Origin of the sequence: Phaeovulum sp. (genome assembly GCF_047638075.1) — a bacterium.
Lineage (GTDB): Bacteria > Pseudomonadota > Alphaproteobacteria > Rhodobacterales > Rhodobacteraceae > UBA6197.
In genome coordinates, this window is record NZ_JBLJBV010000036.1 from 40,797 (window position 1) to 59,889 (window position 19,093).

Here is a 19,093-nt window from a genome sequence, read left to right on the forward strand (position 1 = left end):
ATTGTCAACCCACCCCGACACAGATTGATAAAGCGGGCACCGGGGCGCCCGCTTATCGTCAAACCGTAGGAACCAGTTCAGTTGGGGTTATCCATTCGCACCCGCACATGCACCCGCCCCTTGGCCATTTGCGACCAGTTCAACTGAATCTGGTTACTGCGGCTGCCCTGCTCAACCGTCACAAAGGGCATTTCACTGACGCGCGCACCCGCCGTGTTGCTGATCATCCCTTCAGCCACAACGCTTTCCACATTTCGGGCCCAGCCGTTAAAAGGAAGATAGGCCGCCAGATCAATCGACCATACATTTTGCGCTGTGGACTGATCGTACTGCAAAAAGGCCGGGTTGCTGACGACCTGTGCAACTCCGTTAAAAATATTACCTTCCATCAAGATGTTGCGCATCCGACCATAGTCCAGATCGGCAAAGCTCGTGTCCACGCGTTCGGGCCGGTCAATAACACCGTTTACGGCCTTGAACACGTTACACGAAACATTCAGCCCGTGGATGAAGTGCCCCGCGCCATAAGGCTTGACCGAGAACCATGCAAACCATGGCGCCGAATTCAGGCTGATGAACGTATTACCGGTAACAGTCAGCCCGCCAAAAGAGTATTCGTTGTTATAATCGGGACTGGGTGCATATTCGTTGGTCCACTCAATCACCGAATTGTCGATATAGTTGCCGGTAACAGCCGATTGTACATTGGTCTGTGCCAACACCAGCCCCGCAACCCGCACCCCGTTGTTTTCATCATCCCCCTGAAACCAATGGTTTCCCACAATCAGATGCCCCGAACCGCCCATGACCATGGTGTGGCCGAATCGTACAAACCGATTCGTGCGGATCTTTACATCATTGGCGTTGACGTTCAGCGCGATGCTGGTGCGGTCTTGCGCAGGCACCTGCATTTCACTTGACAGGAACTGGCATCCATCAATCGAAAGATCTTGACAGCCCCACCCTATCGACGTGATCGCCCGATCCTTGGGATGCGTGACATAGCTGTCGCGTAGTTGAAACATCTGCCCTTCCGGCGCCAGCATGATGCAGCTTGCCGTGTGGTTGCACAGAAACTCGACGTTCTCGATATGAAAACGGTCCAGTTGCGCCATCCCCGAAAAATCCAGAATGTATTTATAGCGGGTAAAGGTAAACGTCCGCGTTCCCGCCCCCCCATAAAGCGGCTGCGACAGTGTCAGGCTCGACGCCCCGACGTTGACCGCCTTCACATAGACCTCGCGCCCGACACCGGTGCCCGACACCCGCGCGCCCACCGCAATATTGGCGATATTGGCAACCGCGGTCAGCGTCGTCGGCTGCCCCGTCGAATAGCTTGCCTGCGACGTGACAACGACAGTATCCCACGCGGGCCCGCCGATCACGTTGAACTGCCCGTTGGCAATTACCCGTCGGTTTGAAAACGCGGCCACATCCGGGGCCAAAGCGCGCACATCAATGGGTTCGCTTACCTCCACGCGGCGCCCCTTAAGATCCAGCGTGTTATGGTCCGTGTAGGCAAACAGCGCCTGAAGCGCCTTCTTGAAGCCCGCCATCTCATCCCCGAACGCATCGGCATAGGTCGGAAAATCATAGCTCGACAGCAGCAAAAGCTTTGCCGCCGTTGGCATCACCAGACTGCCCTCGAACCGGATAGGTGCCGCTATCGTCAGGCTTGCGCCAATAAGAAAACTACCCGCCGACACCAGAATATAGCGCCCCGCAGCGGCATCATCGGCCGCCGCAAACGCGGCCCTGTCATCGGTGACACCATCGCCCACCGCGCCAAAATCGCGCACATCGACCCAGTCCATCATATCGCGCAGGAAGGCATCGGTGATATCTTCAATCTCGATATCATCAATGCGAACGACGCCACCATTCGGGCCGGTCAGATTCAGCCCAAAGTGGCCGTAAACCGGGCTTCGCCCCCAAACCATGTCCACCCCGCCGCGCGCACCGGTGCCAATGATCGCGCTGATCGTCACCACTTTGCCGTAGCTGGTCAGCGCGACTGCCGCCGTCGCTTCGACCAACCCGTTCACATGGCTGCCATTGGCCTGCGCCGCATAGCCGGCAATTGCCACTGAGGGCAGATTGCCGCTGACCGCCTTGAGCCGCGCGGTTACCCGCAGATAACACCCCGGCAGGATCGGTGTTTCCGCCATGGCACGCAGCTTTTGGGTATTGCTGGTCTTGACCATCTCAAGGCAGGATCCAAAATCCTGATCCGCCGTGACCAGTGCCGCATTCGCCGCCCCTTGGTAGGTGTTCGATCCTGCCGTGCCATCCTCACTTGACCAGGCATCCAGGCCAAACTCAAAAGCGGGCGGCGTCAAGACCAGCCCATCGGTAATCGCCTTGTTCATCTCGGGTTCCCCTTCGCGTGTTCCGGCCAACCCAGCCCCCCACCACAGGTTCGCAGGCGCGAAAACGCGCCACGGGCGAAAGACCGCAACAGGGGTTTTCTCATGCTGGGGGTGCCGGGCGCACCATGCCCCGGCCTCACGATTGCTAACAGGCAATCCTAAAGCAGTCTTAACCGGACCGCGCGCTGCCTGCCCGACCCGGCGTTTACACACCGGTTTCGGGCAGGCTGGCGCACGCCTCCGTCAGATCAGCTGATCAGTTCCGCCGCCAATGCCCGCTCGATCAGCGAGACCGTTTCTTCAACCCCGTAAAGCGCTATGAACCCGCCAAACCGCGGCCCCTGGCTGGCCCCCAGCAGCACCTCATAAAGCGCCGTGAACCAGGCGCGCAGCGGGTCGAACCGATGGTCGTTGCCAACCGCGAATACCATGGTTTGCAATGCCTCTGCGTCCAGCCCGCCATCCCAGCCTTTCAGCCGTGCCGCCAGATCTGCGAGCGCGCCGCGTTCTTGATCGCTTGGCAGACGGAACACCCGCGTCGGGGCGACAAAGTCCCGGAAATAGCGCACCGCAAATTCTGCCGCCTGATCCAGATCCGGGTTTGCCTCGGGGCTGGCGTCGGGCGCATACCGCTTGATAAAGCCCCAAAGCCCGGCCTTGTCGACCGCCCCCGAAACCGAGGCCAGATTCAGCAGCATCGCAAACGGCACCACCATATGGCTTTGCGGAACGTCCCCGCCGTGGATATGCCACACCGGGTTATTAAGTTGCGCCGCCGCATCCTGCCCGTGGTAGGCCCGTAGCTGCTGGTGATATTCGTCCACCGCCTTCGGGATCACATCGAAATACATCCGCTTGGCGGTTTTCGGCTTCAGGTACATGAAATAGCTAAGGGATTCAGTCGATGCATAGGTCAGCCACTCATCAATCGACAGCCCGTTACCCTTGGACTTTGAAATCTTTTCGCCATTCTGGTCCAAAAACAGCTCGTAGGTGAAATGCTCGGGCGCGCGCCCGCCCAGAACCTCGCAGATCCCGTCATAGATCGGCGTATTGGTCGAATGGTCCTTGCCGTACATCTCAAAATCAACGCCCAGCGCCGCCCAGCGTGCGCCAAAATCGGGCTTCCACTGCAACTTCACATTGCCGCCCGTGACCGAAACGGTGACTTCATCACCATCCTCGTCGACATAGCTGATCGTGCCGGCCTTTGCGTCCACATTGGTCAGCGGCACATAAAGCACCTTGCCGGTTTTTGGGCTGATAGGAAGAAAACAGCTATAGGTCTGCTGACGCTCTTCGCGCAGCGACGCCAGCATGATCTTCATGATATCGTCATAGCGTTCGGCAGCGCGCAGCAAGATCGCGTCCATTTTGCCCGATTTGTAGTATTCCGTCGCGCTGGCAAATTCATAGTCAAAGCCGAACGTGTCCAAAAACCGCCGCAGCATCGCGTTGTTATGATCGCCAAAACTGGCATGCTCGCCAAACGGGTCAGGCACGGCGGTCAGCGGCTTTTGCATATGATCGCGCAGCATTTCCTGGTTCGGCACATTTTCGGGAACCTTGCGCATCCCGTCCATATCATCCGAAAAACACAGCAGTTTCGTGGGGATATCGGAAATAAGCTCGAACGCGCGGCGCACCATTGTGGTGCGTGCCACCTCGCCAAAGGTGCCGATATGGGGCAGCCCGCTGGGGCCATAGCCGGTCTCAAACAGCACATAGCCCTTTTCCGGCGGCACCTTTTCGTAGCGTTTCAACACGCGACGTGCTTCCTCAAAAGGCCAGGCTTTGGAGTTCATCGCAGCATCGCGGAGCGTCGTCATATCACACCTCATAGCAGGCGCCTCTTGCGCCCATCGCGTTCCACCTATTGAATGAGCGTGCGATCGTCAATAATTTGCGCTCGAACACAATTTTCAGGATGGCCACCGTGACCGACAGTCTGCCCTCTCTTTCGCCGCAAGACGCGCTTGTCGCCGTTATGGTCACCGTTTCGGTGTCTGATGAATCCGTGCGCACCGTCGAGTTGATCGCCATTGAACGCATGGTCAACCACATGCCGATCTTTGCCACCTATGACATCGACCAGATCAGCGGCGTCGCTGCCATCGTCTACGCCCTTCTGGAAGAGGAAGACGGCCTTGACGCCCTCTTCGGCCTGATCCGCGACAGCCTGCCAGAGCGGCTTTTTGAAACCGCCTATGCGCTGGCCTGCGACGTTGCCGCCGCCGATGGCACCCTGCGCCAGACCGAGCTTCGCCTGCTAGAGGAAATCCGGCACGAATTGAACGTGGACCGCCTTCACGCCGCTGCGATTGAACGGGGCGCAAGGGCACGGCACCTGACGCTCTAAATCGGTCCGTCAGTGCCCGTAAATCGCCGCCCAGCGCTCAATCAGTTGCTGTTGCAGCCGCTTTGAGCGCCGAACCCATGCCGCCGTGCCCTCGGGCGCCTCGGCGCGCGCCAAAGCCTGTCGGCGCGCCACATCCCCCGTGAAAATCGCAAAGACCAACTCTGTGCCGTCGGGTGCCGTCATATAGCCCGCCAGCGTGGACACGAAATTCAGCGTTCCCGTCTTGGCATCCACGCGGATCGGATGGTTCCGCACCTCTTTGCCCTTGGCGTCACGCAGGGCAATATGGCGCAAGATACCGCGCAGCCCCGCCGTCTTCCCCAGCCCAGCCAACGCCCCTACCATGTCGCGTGGCGATATCCGCGACGCGGCACCCAGCCCCGAATGGTCAACAAACCGTGCACCACTGGCACCTGCGCGCGTCCGTAGCCACTCACTCATCGAACGTGCCGACGCGCCACCAGTGCCCTCGGCCGCCGACGCGGTCTGCCCCACAGCCTCAGCAGTGATATTGGTCGAATACCGCAACATGTCGCGCAAAACGCTGCGCAGATCATCGCTGGTCTTTTCCACCAAAACCGTGCCGCCGGGCAGATTGGCCACCACCTTTGGCGCGGGCAGCACCATCCCCTGCGCACGGGCCAGCGTCTGAAACACATCGCCGGCATAAAGCTCAGGGTGGCGCACCGGTAGCCAACGGCTTCCGCCCTTGCCGAGGGCCGCGCTGGCGACCGTCCAGTGTTCCTTGCCCGCTTTTTCCGAATAGCTGAACACGGGTCGATCCCGGTTGGCCAGGCTGACGTCCGAGGTGTAAACCGCCGGCTGAAATCGCGCGCCCCGTGCATCCATCGCCAGCCGATAGCCAGCCCCCGCACGGCGCCACTCAAAATGCACCCTGTTATAATTGAGGATGATCCCCGAGACGGCAGGGTTATATCCCACATGAACAGGCTGATCAGACGCAATCTCATGCGCATAGGGCAACGCGCCGCCCCAGACCAGAAACCCGCCGGATACACCCGTCACGCCCCGCGCAGCCACTGCCGCCGCCATCTCTGCCAATTGGTCGGTGCCAAGCGTTGGATCGCCGCCCCCCGCCAACACCAGATCACCCTGGATTTTACCGTTCGAAATTGGCCCCGTCGCAATCAACCGCGTTCGAAAGCGGTAACCGGGCCCCAGGCGGTCCAGCGCATAAAGCGAGGTGATGGTTTTGGCCGTACTTGCCGGGGGCATCGCCCGGTCACCGCCCCGCGCTTCCAACACAAGGCCCGTCGCGGCATCTGCGACCAGATAGGCCACCTCTCCGCCCAGCTTGGCTGCGGCAATCAGATCCTCGGCTGACGCGGTTGAAACCGATGCACCCTTGGTCATCGCCCCTTTGGCCGGGCCCGCCCGATTCACCCGCGCCAGCGGACGGGGCGAACTACCGGGCGCTTGCGCATGGGCCAGATCGGCCGCCCCGGCCATCAGCCACCCCAAAATCAGACGCCTGGAATATCTCATGCCGCCCCCGCCAACATCATTCCCGTTTAGCCCGTCACGCCCGCCTTGATCAAGCTTTACCACGCCAGTCGCCCCGCGCCCGGATTGATGATGATGACAGATCCAGCATCGGCACATTCACAAAACACCACGCCGGTGGCGGTCGACCGGGTAATAGCGGTGCCTGTTCTGCAGATAGCCGCGCGCCTGCGAATATACTTGCCGCTTTTGATCGTCGTGCCGCTATCCGCATCCCCGGTCGCGCCAAAATACCAACCGGCACCATCCGCAGGATCTTTTGCCACCTGTCCCAGCGGTGAAACTGCACCAGATTGTCCGCCCCCATCAACCAGACAAACCGCACGCCGGGGTAAAGCCGGATCAGGCGTTCCAACGTTTGCGTAGTGTAGCGGGTGCCCAGTTCGGCCTCGACCCCGGTAATGACAACGCGCGGATCGGTCATCACCGCACGGGCACTGGCAATCCGTTCTCTAAGAGGCGCGGGGCCGTGGGCTTTCAACGGATTACCGGGGCTAACCAACCACCAGACCCGATCCAACCCAAAGCGCTTTAGCGCCTCACGGGTGATCATCGCATGTCCCTCATGGGCGGGGTCGAACGACCCCCCCAACAAACCGATCGTCATGCCCGGCAACGCAATAGGAAAACCCTGTCTCATACCGCCCAGCCCTAGCGGATCGCCCCGGCATTGGGGAGAGGAAATTTTATACGCTCCATCAACTCCTTGCCAATGGCTCTCCGGTTGCGGGAAATGTTGGCGCAGCCCCGGCCGGAACCGTGCCTGGAGGGCCTTTTTCATCCAGATACGCCGCACGGTTTTTCACCCGAGCTGGCGTTTTATACACAATAGTGCAGCGCGCCCTGCCAAGCCGCTTGGAGGCATAAAGCGCCGCATCCGCATCCGCCAGCATCGTTTGCGGATCGGGTGCTGCATAACTAGTCGACATCACCATCCCTATGCTGGCTGAAACCCCGGTTTGCCGATCGGCCAGGGTGCAACTATTCTCCAACCTCGCGATGATACGCTCGCCCAACGCGTCCAGCCTGTCAGACGAATTGGGGCCTCGCAAAATCAGCACGAATTCATCACCACCGATACGCGCCACCAGATCCCCACGCCGGGTTTCATCCAATAAGACCTTGGCAACCAGCGTCAGGACGCGGTCGCCCGCGGCATGCCCCAGCGTGTCATTGACCGCCTTGAAGCGATCCAGATCCAGATGCGCAAGCGCGAACTCGGGCCCGTCACGCGCGATCTGGTCAATAGCCATCTGCAAGGCGCTGTCAAAAGCCCGCCGGTTGGCCAATCCGGTCAACGGATCGGTCATCGCCTGCGCCTCAACCGCACGATGTGCAACTTGCAACCGCTCATTCAGGGCGCGCCATTCCCCCATCACCGCCGCTTTCGCCTCTTGCAGATACAATAATTCCATCGCCAGATCGCTAGCTGCGAAATCGGCATTGGTCAGTTCATATTTTCGCACGGCTTCGGCAAGGCCGACGCCAAAGGAAAGGTTCATGAACACCCCCCCCGACTCAGCAGGGACTCCAATGCCGCGCAACAGCGTTGCCGCATCGCGTTGCAAAGCCAAGTTCAATCGCCGCCCCACCATGTCTTGAACTGCCTGCACTTGCCCGACCCGCATCTGCCAAGTGCTGCGCAATTCAAAGTGCTCGGTAAATTTTTGGCCCACTGGGTCGGCCATGCCCATCAGTTTGGTCATCGTCGGACCTGCGGCGCGAATATCCCCCTCACCGCTTACCCACAGGCACAACGGCATCAGTTGCCCGATTGCCGTTGCCGACATCATTATACCGCTTTGGGTTGGCAGCATTTTCACTCTGCCCTCCTCTCTGGTTGTGCCAACTCAAACCTTCGCCCTTCGGCAAAGCGCCCTTCATGAAGTTCGATCGACAATCGTTCCTGTCCCTGCACATCAGGCAAAGGCTCGATCGTGGCCAACGCGCCGTAATCATCCGCCACCGCCCGTAGCAGGCCCGTGGCGATGGCGCCCCAACCCTTCAGATTACCCCTTATCGTCAAAGTGAAACGGCCGCCCGAATGGACCCACAAGGTTAGGGCGGGCAGATCAAGATCCGGCAACGCCAACAGCCCCCTGCCCTGTAATTCATCCAGCGACATCAGAAAATCAGCGTAGTCAATCCCACCAAAGCGCAGCAAACGGCGCAGGGGTTCATGGGTAACCAGAAACGACCCCAGATCTTCCAGCAGCGCCACGCGCGCCTTATCCAACCTGCTGGCGGCTGCTGCCAGAACAGCTTCGGTCACGGCATCATCATAGTGCAACATCGCCTCAAACCCGTCTGTTCCCAGCTCGGCGGTCGCGGCAACATCGGCCCACAATGCCGTGCCGTAGGTTTCGCGCAGAAAACACTGGATCGAACGGTTTATAAGACCGTGCATTTAAGCCACCCTCAAAGACAACCTTCACCCTAGACCCTGTCAGTTAAGAAACTGCCAATAGCTGCGAAGGACAATGCAGGCGCGATCCGGGCCCTGTTAAGGCGCCATGCCCTCGCCAAGGGGCCCACCTAATATAGTGCCCGAGAACGCGCAGTCAGCGGTTTTGCGCTGCCAACCACTCTGGGAGTGTCCCGATATCGGGCAAGATAAAATCAGCAAACGGCGTCAGATCTTCGGCAGTGGCGGGGCCGGTCAGCACCCCCAACGCCACCATTCCCGCAGCGTGACCCGCCGCCAAATCATGGCGGCTGTCGCCAACCATCGCCACAGCCGCAGGGGAAATATCCATTGCTTTCGCAAAGGCCAGCAATTGCCCGGGTTCTGGTTTTGCGCCGTGCCCGCTGTCATATCCGGCAACAAAATCGAACAGATCAGCGACCCCCGCCTGCGCTAAATGCCTGCGCGCCGGCGTTTCGGAATCGTTGGTGGCCAACCCCAGACGCACCCCCTGCGCCCGCAACCCCGCCAGTAGCGGCCGTAGCGGCACCGCCTGAACCAACGGTACATCTTCTGCACGAATATTCATCCAACCAATCAGACGATCAGCCGTCCATCCGCGCAAATAGGGCAAAAGATATGCCGCGATCACCTCAGACGTGCTTGCGATGACAGGGCTATGGGGAAGAAAGAACCCCGGCTGGCCCGATTGCGGAAAAACATAGCCGATAGCGGCCCCAAGCCGGACAGCGCCCTCCACCCGGCCCTCGGCCAATTCCATCAGCACATCATGCGCCCAATTACCCCATGTTGCGGTAAAGTCGAACAGTGTGCCGTCCTTGTCGAACAAAATTCCCTTTATCGGGGGCATGATTTTTCCTTAGGGTAAATATGCGGGGTTATGGGGCGGGCTGTCGCAACGCGCCTCAGGTCCAGTTCGCCATATCCCCGCCGCCCAATGCCATGCGTGCCCTCATGGGTTGATCGGGGGCCATCGCGGCACTTTCGGCAAATCCCAGCACCCAATCATCGCGCAGCAACAAAAAGTCCAGCACCGATGCCAGAAACTCCGGGTCCGCCGCACGGGCGCGCACCTCGGCCACAGTGGCGCCGCTAGCCCCCAAAAATGCGCCGAACACCTCATCATCCGCTGCCATCCACCCCAAGGCCTGCAATGCTACCGTTTGCGCAATATCTTGCCGCATCATTATCCGGACTCTCCATCAGAAAGGGTTTGTTAACCATTTAGAAGGCAGGATGACGGTGAGAGCTGTGGCAGTAAAGGGAGCGCGTGGTACCGTGGCAGGAAAAATCCTGATCGTGGACGATGTGGCGACGAATCGTATCGTGCTGAAAGTGAAACTTTCCGGCGCGCGCTATGACACGGTTCAGGCCAGCACCGGCGAAGCCGCGCTGCGTGTTGCGCTGCGCGAACGGCCGGATCTGATCGTGCTGGACATGCAACTGCCGGATATGGACGGCGTCGATGTCTGCGCACTCCTGAAGGCAGATCCCGTGACGCAATCCATTCCGGTGATCATGATTGCGGCCATTGGCACCGGGTCTGCACGGCTTGCGGCGTTGCGGGCGGGTGCGGATGATTTTCTGCCTAAGCCGCTGGATGAATTGATCTTGCTTGCGCGGCTGCGCAGCCTGCTGCGCGCGCGTGAAACCGACGCCGAATTGCGCGCGCGCGAATCCACCTGCCGCGATATGGGCTTTGCCGAACCGCCCCAAGGCTTTGCCCCCCCGGCCCAAATTGCCCTTGTCGCCGCCAACCGCGAGGCGACGATGGCTTGGAAAATGGCGCTGTCGCGGCAATTGCCGCGCAATCAGTTCGCCAGCATGTCCCGTGATGAGGCGCTAACGGATACCGCGGGCCTTCACCGTCCTGATGCTTTCATCATTGCCGCTGACATCAATCATCCGGGCGATGGCTTGCGGCTGATGTCCGAACTACGCTCGCGACCCGGTACGCGCCACGCCGTTATCTGCATTGCACTGCCTCAGGGTCAGCGTGAAACTGCTGCGATGGCGCTGGATCTGGGTGCCAGCGACCTGATTGCAGCGGATCTGGGCATGCCGGTGCAGGCCGAAGAGGCCGCCTTGCGGCTTCGCAGTCAATTGGCGCGCAAACGCACCCGCGATCGGCAGCGCGCCAGCGTGGCCGATGGCTTGCGGCTGGCAGCGACTGACCCGCTTACCGGCCTCTACAATCGCCGTTATGCGCTTCCCCATCTTGCGCGGATTGCCGATAAGGCACGCAGTACGGGGCGGCAATTTGCCGTCATGGCGCTGGATCTGGATCTATTCAAAACGGTCAATGACACCTGGGGGCACGCGGCTGGCGATGCGGTGTTGATCGAGGTGGCCGCCCGTCTGACCCATAACCTTCGTGAAATGGACCTTGTCGCCCGTATCGGGGGTGAGGAGTTTCTTGTCGTCATGCCCGAAACCACAATAGCGGCCGCCCGTATCGCAGCTGAACGTCTTTGTCGGGCCGTCAACGAACATCCGGTGCAATTACCAGCCGGCCGCGGCAATATTTGGGTCACCATGTCGATCGGGCTGGCCATAAGCCGTATCACCGACGGCACGCCCGAGGTGGACAGCCTGTTGCAACAGGCCGATAGCGCCCTGCTGCAAGCCAAGGCCGAAGGCCGCAACCAGGTCGCTGTTATCAAAAGCCCGACTGCGGCCTGAATCTCCGCTTGAATGATCTGGTGATATGGCCCCATCTGAGGAATGGGCGAAATATCACCGGGCAGATATATCGCCCTATCGTCATGATGCCGCAGACCGGCAGGGCGTCTGGAAACCGCCCTGCTCAGCACATGCGCCAAAAACGCGACGCACGGCAGAGCGCCCGACTGTCCTGTAGTGGCAAGCCTGGCACGCCGGTATGAACCAGACTGTCCTCCGCCAGAATTGCCAAAGCTGTTTTCTTGGCAATGCCGTCCCGATCATGAGATGTCGAAACGCCCCTTGGCACAGGGTCGGGTTTACCGCCCCAGGCACCAGCGCATGATTGCCTTTTGTGCGTGCAGGCGGTTTTCGGCCTCATCGAAAATGACAGAATGCGGACCATCCATAACCGCGCTTGTGGCTTCGTCATTGCGGTGCGCGGGCAGGCAATGCATGAACAGGGCATCCGGTTTTGCCTTGGCCATCAGCGCCTCATTGACCTGATAGCCACGCAATTGGTTGTGGCGCCGTTCCTTGGCTGACTCAGGATCATGCATCGAGACCCAAGTATCGGTAACCACAAGATCGGCACCCTCGACCGCGCGGGCAGGGTCACGTTCGATCACCGCATTGACCCCTTTCGAGCGCGCGAAATCAAGCCACTCGGGCTCGGGGTCCAGCGCTTTTGGCCCGGTGAATGTCAAATCAAAACCGAATTGCCCGGCGGCATGCAGAAAGCTGGCACAAACGTTGTTGCCATCACCCGACCAGACCACCTTTTTACCCCTGATCGGGCCGCGGTGCTCTTCGTAGGTCATCACATCGGCCATGATCTGGCAGGGGTGGGTACGGTTCGTCAGCCCATTGATGACCGGCACAGAGGCGTGCTCGGCCATCTCTTGCAAGGTAGCCTCTTCAAACGTGCGGATCATGATCAGGTCAACATAGCGCGACAGAACACGCGCGGTATCGGCAATGGTTTCGCCGTGACCCAGTTGCATCTCCTTGCCCGACAGCACCATCGTCTGCCCCCCCATCTGCCGCACGCCCACATCAAACGAGACGCGGGTCCGGGTCGAGGGTTTTTCAAAGATCAGCGCAACCATACGATCCGCAAGCGGCTGATCGGCATCGGGGGTGCCTTTGGGCTGGCCGTTGCGCGCATCTTTCATCGCGCGGGCCTGATTGATCATGGTGCGCAGGTCAGCAGGGGCGGTGGTATGAATATCAAGAAAGTGTTTCATCTGTCAGGCCTTCGGTAAGGGCAGAGCAAGGGGACGATCACGCCCCCTTCACCCGAAAATATGTGAACATCATCAACAAGATCAGGCAAAGCGCGTTACATCACCAGCGCTGGTATATGGCGCGCATGGGTGCTGGCATGGCATTGGGCAAGGCCTGATCGTCGGCAGGTGCGCACCGCGCAATCCTTACCGAAAGCCCGCGCCGGAGGCATGATCCTTTGGTCACGCAACATTGCGGGCAAGGTCGGTTGCGGCACGGTCTAGCCGGGCGATGGCATCGGATATTTCAGCATCGGAAATGGTCAGTGCGGGCAGAAGCCGCAGCACATTGTCAGCGGCAGGCACGGTCAGAAGGTGCTGGGTATAGGCAGCGTTGACCATATCAACGGGGGCGCATTTGCATTTGAGGCCCAGCATCAGGCCCATGCCCCGGACGGCTTCGAACACGTCGGGGTGTGCGGCGACCAGACCTTCCAGCTTTTGCCGCATCAGCGCGGATTTGCGGCTGACCTCGGCCAGAAAGGCGGGGTCGGTGACAATCTCCATCACCCGCGTCCCAACGGCGCAAGCCAAGGGGTTGCCGCCATAGGTGGAGCCGTGGCTGCCCACGGTCATGCAGGCCGCCACGCGTTCAGTGGCCAGCACCGCGCCCAACGGAAAGCCGCCGCCGATACCTTTGGCGACCATCATGATATCGGGCGCGATCCCGGCCCATTCATGCGCAAACAGCCGGCCCGTGCGGCCCATGCCGCATTGGACCTCATCAAGGATCAAGAGCGCGCCGGTTTCATCGCAAAGCGCGCGCAACCCTTTCAGGCATTGATCGGGCAGCGCGCGAATGCCGCCCTCGCCCTGCACCGGTTCGACCCAGACGGCGGCGGTGCGGTTGGTCAGGGCGGTGCGCAGAGCCTCGAGGTCGCCCCATTTCAAATGGGTAAAGCCGGGCAGCAGGGGGCCAAAACCCTTGGTCATTTTTTCAGACCCGGCCGCGGCAATGGCGGCAGAAGAGCGGCCGTGGAACGCACCTTCGAAGGTAATGATTTCCACGCGCTCGGGGTCGCCTTGGTCAAACCAGTATTTGCGGGCCATCTTGACCGCAAGTTCAGCGGCCTCAGTGCCGGAATTGGTAAAAAACACGCTGTCGGCAAAGGTGTGTTCAACCAGCAGATCGGCCAGCTTTTCCTGTTGCGCGATGTGATAGAGGTTCGAAACATGCCACAGCTTGCCCGCCTGTTCCGTCAGCGCCGCAACCAGATCGGGGTTGGCGTGGCCCAGCGAATTCACCGCAATGCCGGCGCCAAGGTCAAGGTAGCGAGTGCCATCCTCGGTCTCAAGCCAGGAGCCATGGCCCCGGATGAAGGTCAGGGGGGCGCGGTTGTAGGTCGGCAAAACAGAAGCAATCATTGCAAGGACTCCGGCAAGCAAGGCCAATGGGTGCAACAAGCCCGGTAGGGCTGTCAACGATTTGCGGCGCGATGTGGCACGATTTTGATATTTTAACGCAAGATCGGGGTGCACCGGGGGTGCGAGGTGCCTGAGCCGGCCAAGAGCGGCTATCTTTGATGAGTATTTAGGCCAAAAAAAAGCCTGGTGGCCGGATCGGTCAGGGTTTCATCCGGGCGCCGGATTTCAGCAGCCGCCAGCACATCAAAAGAACCAACGCCAGGATGGAGATCGTGACGGCAAACCCTTGCCACGGCGAGGCATCGGATGCGCCGACAAGCCCGTAGCGCGCGCCGTCGATCAGGTAGAAGATTGGATTCCAGTAGGTGATGGTCCGAAAGGTCGGGGGGAGCACCTCGACAGAGTAGAAGGTGCCCGACAGAAAAGACAACGGCGTGACAATGAAATTTGTGATCATGGCCATCTGGTCGAATTTGTTGGCCCAGATCCCCGCCAATATGCCCAGACCGCCCAGCAGGGACGCGCCCAAAAGAACGAATGTCAGCGCCCAGAGCGGGTGCGCGGGCCCCTGCCCCAGCACCAGCGCCATGCCCGCCCCGATTGCAACCGCCACCATCAGCGCGCGCGCAACCGAGCCTGCCAGATAGCCGATGACCAGTTCCGCCGCCGAGAGGGGCGGCATCAGCGTATCGACGATATTGCCCTGCACTTTGGCGATAACAATGGATGACGAGGTGTTGGCAAAGGCGTTCTGGATCACCGACATCATCAGGATGCCGGGGGCGAGAAAGGCGAGATACGGCAGGCCCATCACATCGGCACGGCCTTTGCCGAAGGCAAGCGCGAATACCGTCACAAACAGTGCCGCCGTGGCCAGGGGCGCCAGAACCGTTTGCTGCCAGACCGAAAGAAAGCGGCGTATTTCGCGCGCCGACAACATGCCAAGGCCCAGCCAATTAATTCGGCCAAAGCGCCGCACACCCATTTGACGCACGGTTTGGTGATGCGTGGTATTGCTCATTTAGATGCCCTTCCGTGTGGCTTGGACTTGATTTCGGCCCTCTGTCCTTGTATCTCGGCACGTCCCGAATAAAATAGGGGGCAAGCGAAATTACCCCCTCACCCCGGATCGATGCCGGGGCGAAATGCGGAAAGGCTATCATGTCCTGGACCGATGAACGCGTCGAGACGTTGAAAAAGATGTGGGCGGAGGGCCAATCGGCCAGCCAGATCGCCAAGGAATTGGGCGGTGTCACCCGCAATGCGGTGATTGGCAAGGTGCATCGCCTTGGCCTGTCGAACCGCGTGAGCGGCGCGGCGGAACCCACGCCAACCCCCGCGCCCGCACCCAAACCGGTGCGCGCGCAGGCCGAACCGCCGCAAGAGGCTGCCACCCCCGAGGCGCCGACGGCGCGCCCTGCGGCTGCGGCCACGCCCAAGCCTGAGCCAAAACCTGTGCCCCAGGCCGCGCGCCCCGAGCCTGCGCCGACCCCGGTCGTGGTGCCGATGCGCAAGCAGATCATTCCCGCAGGCCAGCCGCTACCGCCGCAGCCTTCGGCCAATGAAATCAGCCCCGAGACGCTCGCCTCGGTGCGCGAGGTTGAGAAAAAGGCGATGAAGATCAGCCTGATGGAGCTGACCGAGCGGACCTGCAAATGGCCGATCGGTGACCCGGCGACCGAACAGTTCTGGTTTTGCGGCCTGCCCAGCCAGCCCGGCAAACCCTATTGCGAGGCGCATGTCAGCGTGGCCTTCCAGCCGATGAGCGCAAGGCGCGACCGCCGGCGCTGAGGGCGAGGTCAGGGCACCCCCCCCGGACCCGCAGCATATTTCAACCACGACGAAAGCGGCGCCTTTGGGCCCGCTTTTCAATTCGAAAGGCAAAGATGAGCCAGAACCCCCCGAACCTGCGCCCCGATCTGGCGCCGAAACCGCAGTTTGACGGTGTGCGGCGCGATGGGCAGCCGACAATCGGGATGGTCAGCCTGGGCTGCCCGAAGGCCTTGGTCGATTCGGAGCGGATATTGACCCGCCTACGGGCCGAGGGCTATGCGATCAGCCCCGATTATGCGGGCGCGGATGCGGTCATCGTCAACACCTGCGGGTTTCTGGACAGCGCCAAGGCGGAAAGCCTTGAGGCGATTGGCGAGGCATTGGCCGAAAACGGGCGGGTGATCGTGACCGGCTGTCTGGGCGCCGAGCCGGAGTATATTACCGGGGTTCATCCGTCGGTGCTGGCGGTGACCGGGCCGCATCAGTATGAGCAGGTTCTGGATGCCGTTCATGGGGCGGTGCCGCCCTCGCCCGACCCGTTCGTGGATTTGCTGCCCGCCACTGGGGTCAGCCTGACGCCACGCCATTACAGCTATGTGAAAATCTCGGAAGGGTGCAACCACGCGTGCAAGTTCTGCATCATCCCCGATATGCGCGGCCGTCTGGTCAGCCGGCCAGCCCATGCAGTGCTGCGCGAGGCGGAAAAGCTGGTCGAGGCGGGGGTGCGCGAGCTTTTGGTAATCTCGCAGGATACCAGCGCCTATGGGCTGGACCGCAAGCATGACCTTAACCCCTGGAAAGGGGGCGAGGTGCGCAGCCATATCACTGATCTTGCGCGCGAAATGGGCCAGCTGGGTGCCTGGGTGCGGCTGCATTACGTCTACCCCTACCCGCATGTGCGCGACCTGATCCCGCTGATGGCGGACCCGGATTCGGGGATATTGCCCTATCTGGACATTCCGTTTCAGCATGCGCACCCGGATGTGCTGCGCCGGATGGCGCGGCCTGCGGCTGCGGCGAAAACGCTGGACGAGATTGCTGCCTGGCGCGCGCAATGCCCCGACATCACCCTGCGGTCGACCTTTATCGTCGGGTATCCGGGCGAAACGGAAGCCGAGTTCCAGACGCTTCTGGATTGGCTTGATGAGGCGCAATTGGACCGGGTGGGTTGTTTTCAGTATGAAAACGTCGCCGGCGCCCGCAGCAACGCGCTGCCCGATCATGTACCCGAAGAGGTTAAGCAGGACCGCTGGGACCGTTTCATGGCGCGCGCGCAGGCGATTTCCGAGGCAAAGCTGGCCGCCAAGGTCGGGCAGGTGATGCAGGTCATCGTGGATACCGTCGATGATGAGGGCGCGACCTGCCGCACCAAGGCCGATGCGCCGGAAATTGACGGCAACCTTTTCATTGACGAGGGGTTCGCGGCGCTGGCCCCCGGCGATATTGTCACGGTGACGGTGGAAGAGGCGGGCGAATACGACCTCTGGGGGCAACTGGCCTGAGCGCTGCCCCCCCCTTTTACTTACCCGCCATACCCCTTACATAGCGACCAACAATCCCACCCGGCAGGAGCATGACCATGGCCTCGTATCAGTATGTTTATCACATGGATGGCGTCTCCAAGACCTATCCGGGGGGTAAGAAGTGCTTTGAAAACATCCGTCTGAACTTTCTTCCGGGGGTGAAGATCGGGGTTGTGGGCGTCAACGGGTCGGGTAAATCGACGCTGTTGCGGATCATGGCGGGGATGGACAAGGATTTTCAGGGCGAAGCCTGGGCCGCAAAAGGCGCCAAGGTTGGCTACCTGCCACAAGAGCCGGCGTTGGACCCGACGCTTGATGTGCGCGGCAACGTGATGCTGGGCGTCGCGGAAAAGCAGGCGATTCTGGATCGCTACAATGAACTGGCGATGAACTATTCCGATGAGACGGCCGATGAGATGGCCGCGCTTCAGGACGTGATCGACGCCAAGAACCTTTGGGATCTGGATAGTCAGGTCGATGTCGCGATGGAGGCCCTGCGCTGCCCCGCCGACGACGCCGATGTAGAGACCCTTTCGGGCGGTGAGCGGCGCCGGGTCGCGCTGTGCAAACTGCTGCTGGAAGCGCCCGATATGCTGCTGTTGGACGAACCGACCAACCACCTCGATGCGGAATCCATCGCCTGGCTGCAACAGCACCTGATGGCCTATGAAGGCACGATCCTGATTGTCACCCACGACCGCTACTTTCTGGATGAAATCACCAGCTGGATTCTGGAACTGGACCGCGGCCGCGGCATTCCCTACGAGGGCAACTATTCCGCCTGGCTGGAGCAAAAGGCCAAGCGGATGCTGCAAGAAGCGCGCGAGGACAAGGCCAAGCAGAAGGTTCTGCAAAAAGAGCTGGAGTGGATTCGCGCCGGGGCCAAGGCCCGTCAGGCCAAGCAAAAAGCCCGGATCAGCAAATATAACGATCTGGCCGATCAATCTGTGCGCGAAAGGGTATCGTCGGCGCAGATCATCATTCCGAACGGCGAACGGCTGGGCGGCAAGGTGATCGAGGTTGAGGGCCTTAAAAAGCACATGGGCGACAAGCTGTTGATCGAAAACCTGTCGTTCAGCATCCCGCCCGGCGGTATTGTGGGCGTGATCGGTCCGAACGGCGCCGGCAAATCGACGCTGTTCAAGATGATCACCGGGCAGGAACAGCCCGACGAAGGCACCGTGACCATCGGGGATACGGTGCAGATGTCTTATGTTGATCAGTCGCGTGACGCGCTGGACCCGAACAAGACGGTCTGGGAAGAAGTTTCCGAAGGGCTTGAGGTAATCCATCTGGGCGACTTTGAGATGAACAGCCGTGCCTATTGCGGGGCGTTCAACTTCAAGGGTGGCGATCAGCAAAAGAAGGTGGGGCTGTTGTCGGGCGGTGAACGCAACCGTGTGCATATGGCGAAACTTCTGCGCTCGAACGGCAACGTGCTGCTGCTGGACGAACCGACCAACGACCTTGACGTGGAAACGCTGCAAGCGCTGGAAGCGGCGATCGACGATTTTGCCGGTTGCGCGGTAATCATCAGCCACGACCGGTTCTTCCTTGACCGGCTCTGCACGCATATTCTGGCCTTTGAGGGCGACGCGCATGTCGAATGGTTCGAGGGCAACTTCGAAGCCTATGAGGAAGACAAGATCCGCCGCCTTGGCCCGGATTCGGTTGAACCAACCCGCGTGAAACACAAGAAATTTACGCGCTGATCGAAAACGCCGGGGGCAATACTGCACCCGGCGTCTTTTGGCAGAACGTCTTGCGACAGATCTACACAAATCCCGTGCAATCCTGAAACTGCGGCC

The 19,093-nt window shown here is 60.5% G+C and carries 16 protein-coding genes; 5 read left to right on the forward strand and 11 right to left on the reverse strand.

The window, feature by feature from the left end; genetic code table 11:
- Positions 1-77: 77 nt before the first annotated feature.
- Positions 78-2,369 (reverse strand): glycosyl hydrolase family 28-related protein, encoded by a 2,292-nt coding sequence (locus ACM62R_RS05445; RefSeq protein WP_415183045.1) that lies wholly within the window; start codon positions 2,367-2,369, stop codon positions 78-80.
- Positions 2,370-2,617: 248 nt separating this feature from the next.
- Complete coding sequence (locus ACM62R_RS05450; protein WP_415183046.1) at positions 2,618-4,198, reverse strand: lysine--tRNA ligase; 1,581 nt, start codon at positions 4,196-4,198, stop codon at positions 2,618-2,620.
- A gap of 107 nt (positions 4,199-4,305) precedes the next feature.
- Here ACM62R_RS05450 and ACM62R_RS05455 point away from each other — a divergent pair, with 107 nt between their 5' ends.
- Positions 4,306-4,728 carry a tellurite resistance TerB family protein gene (locus ACM62R_RS05455; RefSeq protein ID WP_415183047.1) on the forward strand — a complete coding sequence of 141 codons (423 nt, stop codon included), beginning with the start codon at positions 4,306-4,308 and terminating at the stop codon, positions 4,726-4,728.
- Between the two features lie 9 nt (positions 4,729-4,737).
- Here ACM62R_RS05455 and dacB read toward each other — a convergent pair whose 3' ends face one another.
- The 6 genes from dacB to ACM62R_RS05485 form a co-directional block, all read right to left on the reverse strand.
- Positions 4,738-6,234 carry a D-alanyl-D-alanine carboxypeptidase/D-alanyl-D-alanine-endopeptidase gene (gene dacB, locus ACM62R_RS05460; protein ID WP_415183048.1) on the reverse strand — a complete coding sequence of 499 codons (1,497 nt, stop codon included), beginning with the start codon at positions 6,232-6,234 and terminating at the stop codon, positions 4,738-4,740.
- 49 nt (positions 6,235-6,283) lie between these two features.
- On the reverse strand, positions 6,284-6,892 hold the full coding sequence (locus ACM62R_RS05465) for a nicotinate-nucleotide adenylyltransferase (protein WP_415183049.1): 609 nt from the start codon (positions 6,890-6,892) through the stop codon (positions 6,284-6,286).
- Positions 6,893-6,950: 58 nt separating this feature from the next.
- Entirely contained in the window at positions 6,951-8,069 is a 1,119-nt protein-coding gene (locus tag ACM62R_RS05470) for a diguanylate cyclase domain-containing protein (protein WP_415183079.1), read from the reverse strand.
- A gap of 2 nt (positions 8,070-8,071) precedes the next feature.
- Complete coding sequence (locus ACM62R_RS05475; protein ID WP_415183050.1) at positions 8,072-8,659, reverse strand: heme NO-binding domain-containing protein; 588 nt, start codon at positions 8,657-8,659, stop codon at positions 8,072-8,074.
- A 154-nt stretch (positions 8,660-8,813) separates the two neighbouring features.
- The gene (locus ACM62R_RS05480; RefSeq protein WP_415183051.1) at positions 8,814-9,527 is read right to left on the reverse strand and encodes an HAD family hydrolase; all 714 of its coding nucleotides are present in this window, start codon (positions 9,525-9,527) and stop codon (positions 8,814-8,816) included.
- 55 nt (positions 9,528-9,582) lie between these two features.
- Positions 9,583-9,864 (reverse strand): DUF3572 domain-containing protein, encoded by a 282-nt coding sequence (locus ACM62R_RS05485; RefSeq protein WP_415183052.1) that lies wholly within the window; start codon positions 9,862-9,864, stop codon positions 9,583-9,585.
- 64 nt (positions 9,865-9,928) lie between these two features.
- Here ACM62R_RS05485 and ACM62R_RS05490 point away from each other — a divergent pair, with 64 nt between their 5' ends.
- Positions 9,929-11,359 (forward strand): diguanylate cyclase, encoded by a 1,431-nt coding sequence (locus tag ACM62R_RS05490; protein WP_415183053.1) that lies wholly within the window; start codon positions 9,929-9,931, stop codon positions 11,357-11,359.
- 299 nt (positions 11,360-11,658) lie between these two features.
- Here the strand turns inward: ACM62R_RS05490 and argF are convergent, their stop codons facing one another.
- The 3 genes from argF to ACM62R_RS05505 form a co-directional block, all read right to left on the reverse strand.
- On the reverse strand, positions 11,659-12,585 hold the full coding sequence (gene argF / locus ACM62R_RS05495) for an ornithine carbamoyltransferase (protein WP_415183054.1): 927 nt from the start codon (positions 12,583-12,585) through the stop codon (positions 11,659-11,661).
- 222 nt (positions 12,586-12,807) lie between these two features.
- Positions 12,808-13,989, reverse strand: a complete 1,182-nt coding sequence (locus ACM62R_RS05500) for an aspartate aminotransferase family protein (RefSeq protein ID WP_415183055.1) — start codon at positions 13,987-13,989, stop codon at positions 12,808-12,810.
- Between the two features lie 199 nt (positions 13,990-14,188).
- On the reverse strand, positions 14,189-15,010 hold the full coding sequence (locus ACM62R_RS05505; RefSeq protein WP_415183056.1) for an ABC transporter permease: 822 nt from the start codon (positions 15,008-15,010) through the stop codon (positions 14,189-14,191).
- Between the two features lie 140 nt (positions 15,011-15,150).
- Here ACM62R_RS05505 and ACM62R_RS05510 point away from each other — a divergent pair, with 140 nt between their 5' ends.
- From ACM62R_RS05510 to ettA, 3 genes are all read left to right on the forward strand, one after another.
- Positions 15,151-15,780, forward strand: a complete 630-nt coding sequence (locus ACM62R_RS05510) for a GcrA family cell cycle regulator (RefSeq protein ID WP_415183057.1) — start codon at positions 15,151-15,153, stop codon at positions 15,778-15,780.
- Between the two features lie 95 nt (positions 15,781-15,875).
- Positions 15,876-17,264, forward strand: a complete 1,389-nt coding sequence (rimO, locus tag ACM62R_RS05515) for a 30S ribosomal protein S12 methylthiotransferase RimO (RefSeq protein ID WP_415183058.1) — start codon at positions 15,876-15,878, stop codon at positions 17,262-17,264.
- Positions 17,265-17,341: 77 nt separating this feature from the next.
- On the forward strand, positions 17,342-18,997 hold the full coding sequence (ettA, locus tag ACM62R_RS05520) for an energy-dependent translational throttle protein EttA (protein ID WP_415183059.1): 1,656 nt from the start codon (positions 17,342-17,344) through the stop codon (positions 18,995-18,997).
- The last annotated feature ends 96 nt before the right edge of the window (positions 18,998-19,093 follow it).

Bases quoted from the DNA above. Each gene is read 5' to 3' on its own strand.
- ACM62R_RS05445 (WP_415183045.1), bottom strand. From the start codon at position 2,369: ATGAACAAGGCGATTACCGATGGGCTGGTCTTGACGCCGCCCGCTTTT.
- ACM62R_RS05450 (WP_415183046.1), bottom strand. From the start codon at position 4,198: ATGACGACGCTCCGCGATGCTGCGATGAACTCCAAAGCCTGGCCTTTT.
- dacB (WP_415183048.1), bottom strand. From the start codon at position 6,234: ATGAGATATTCCAGGCGTCTGATTTTGGGGTGGCTGATGGCCGGGGCG.
- ACM62R_RS05465 (WP_415183049.1), bottom strand. From the start codon at position 6,892: ATGAGACAGGGTTTTCCTATTGCGTTGCCGGGCATGACGATCGGTTTG.
- ACM62R_RS05470 (WP_415183079.1), bottom strand. From the start codon at position 8,069: ATGCTGCCAACCCAAAGCGGTATAATGATGTCGGCAACGGCAATCGGG.
- ACM62R_RS05475 (WP_415183050.1), bottom strand. From the start codon at position 8,659: ATGCACGGTCTTATAAACCGTTCGATCCAGTGTTTTCTGCGCGAAACC.
- ACM62R_RS05480 (WP_415183051.1), bottom strand. From the start codon at position 9,527: ATGCCCCCGATAAAGGGAATTTTGTTCGACAAGGACGGCACACTGTTC.
- ACM62R_RS05485 (WP_415183052.1), bottom strand. From the start codon at position 9,864: ATGATGCGGCAAGATATTGCGCAAACGGTAGCATTGCAGGCCTTGGGG.
- argF (WP_415183054.1), bottom strand. From the start codon at position 12,585: ATGAAACACTTTCTTGATATTCATACCACCGCCCCTGCTGACCTGCGC.
- ACM62R_RS05500 (WP_415183055.1), bottom strand. From the start codon at position 13,989: ATGATTGCTTCTGTTTTGCCGACCTACAACCGCGCCCCCCTGACCTTC.
- ACM62R_RS05505 (WP_415183056.1), bottom strand. From the start codon at position 15,010: ATGAGCAATACCACGCATCACCAAACCGTGCGTCAAATGGGTGTGCGG.
- ACM62R_RS05510 (WP_415183057.1), top strand. From the start codon at position 15,151: ATGTCCTGGACCGATGAACGCGTCGAGACGTTGAAAAAGATGTGGGCG.
- rimO (WP_415183058.1), top strand. From the start codon at position 15,876: ATGAGCCAGAACCCCCCGAACCTGCGCCCCGATCTGGCGCCGAAACCG.
- ettA (WP_415183059.1), top strand. From the start codon at position 17,342: ATGGCCTCGTATCAGTATGTTTATCACATGGATGGCGTCTCCAAGACC.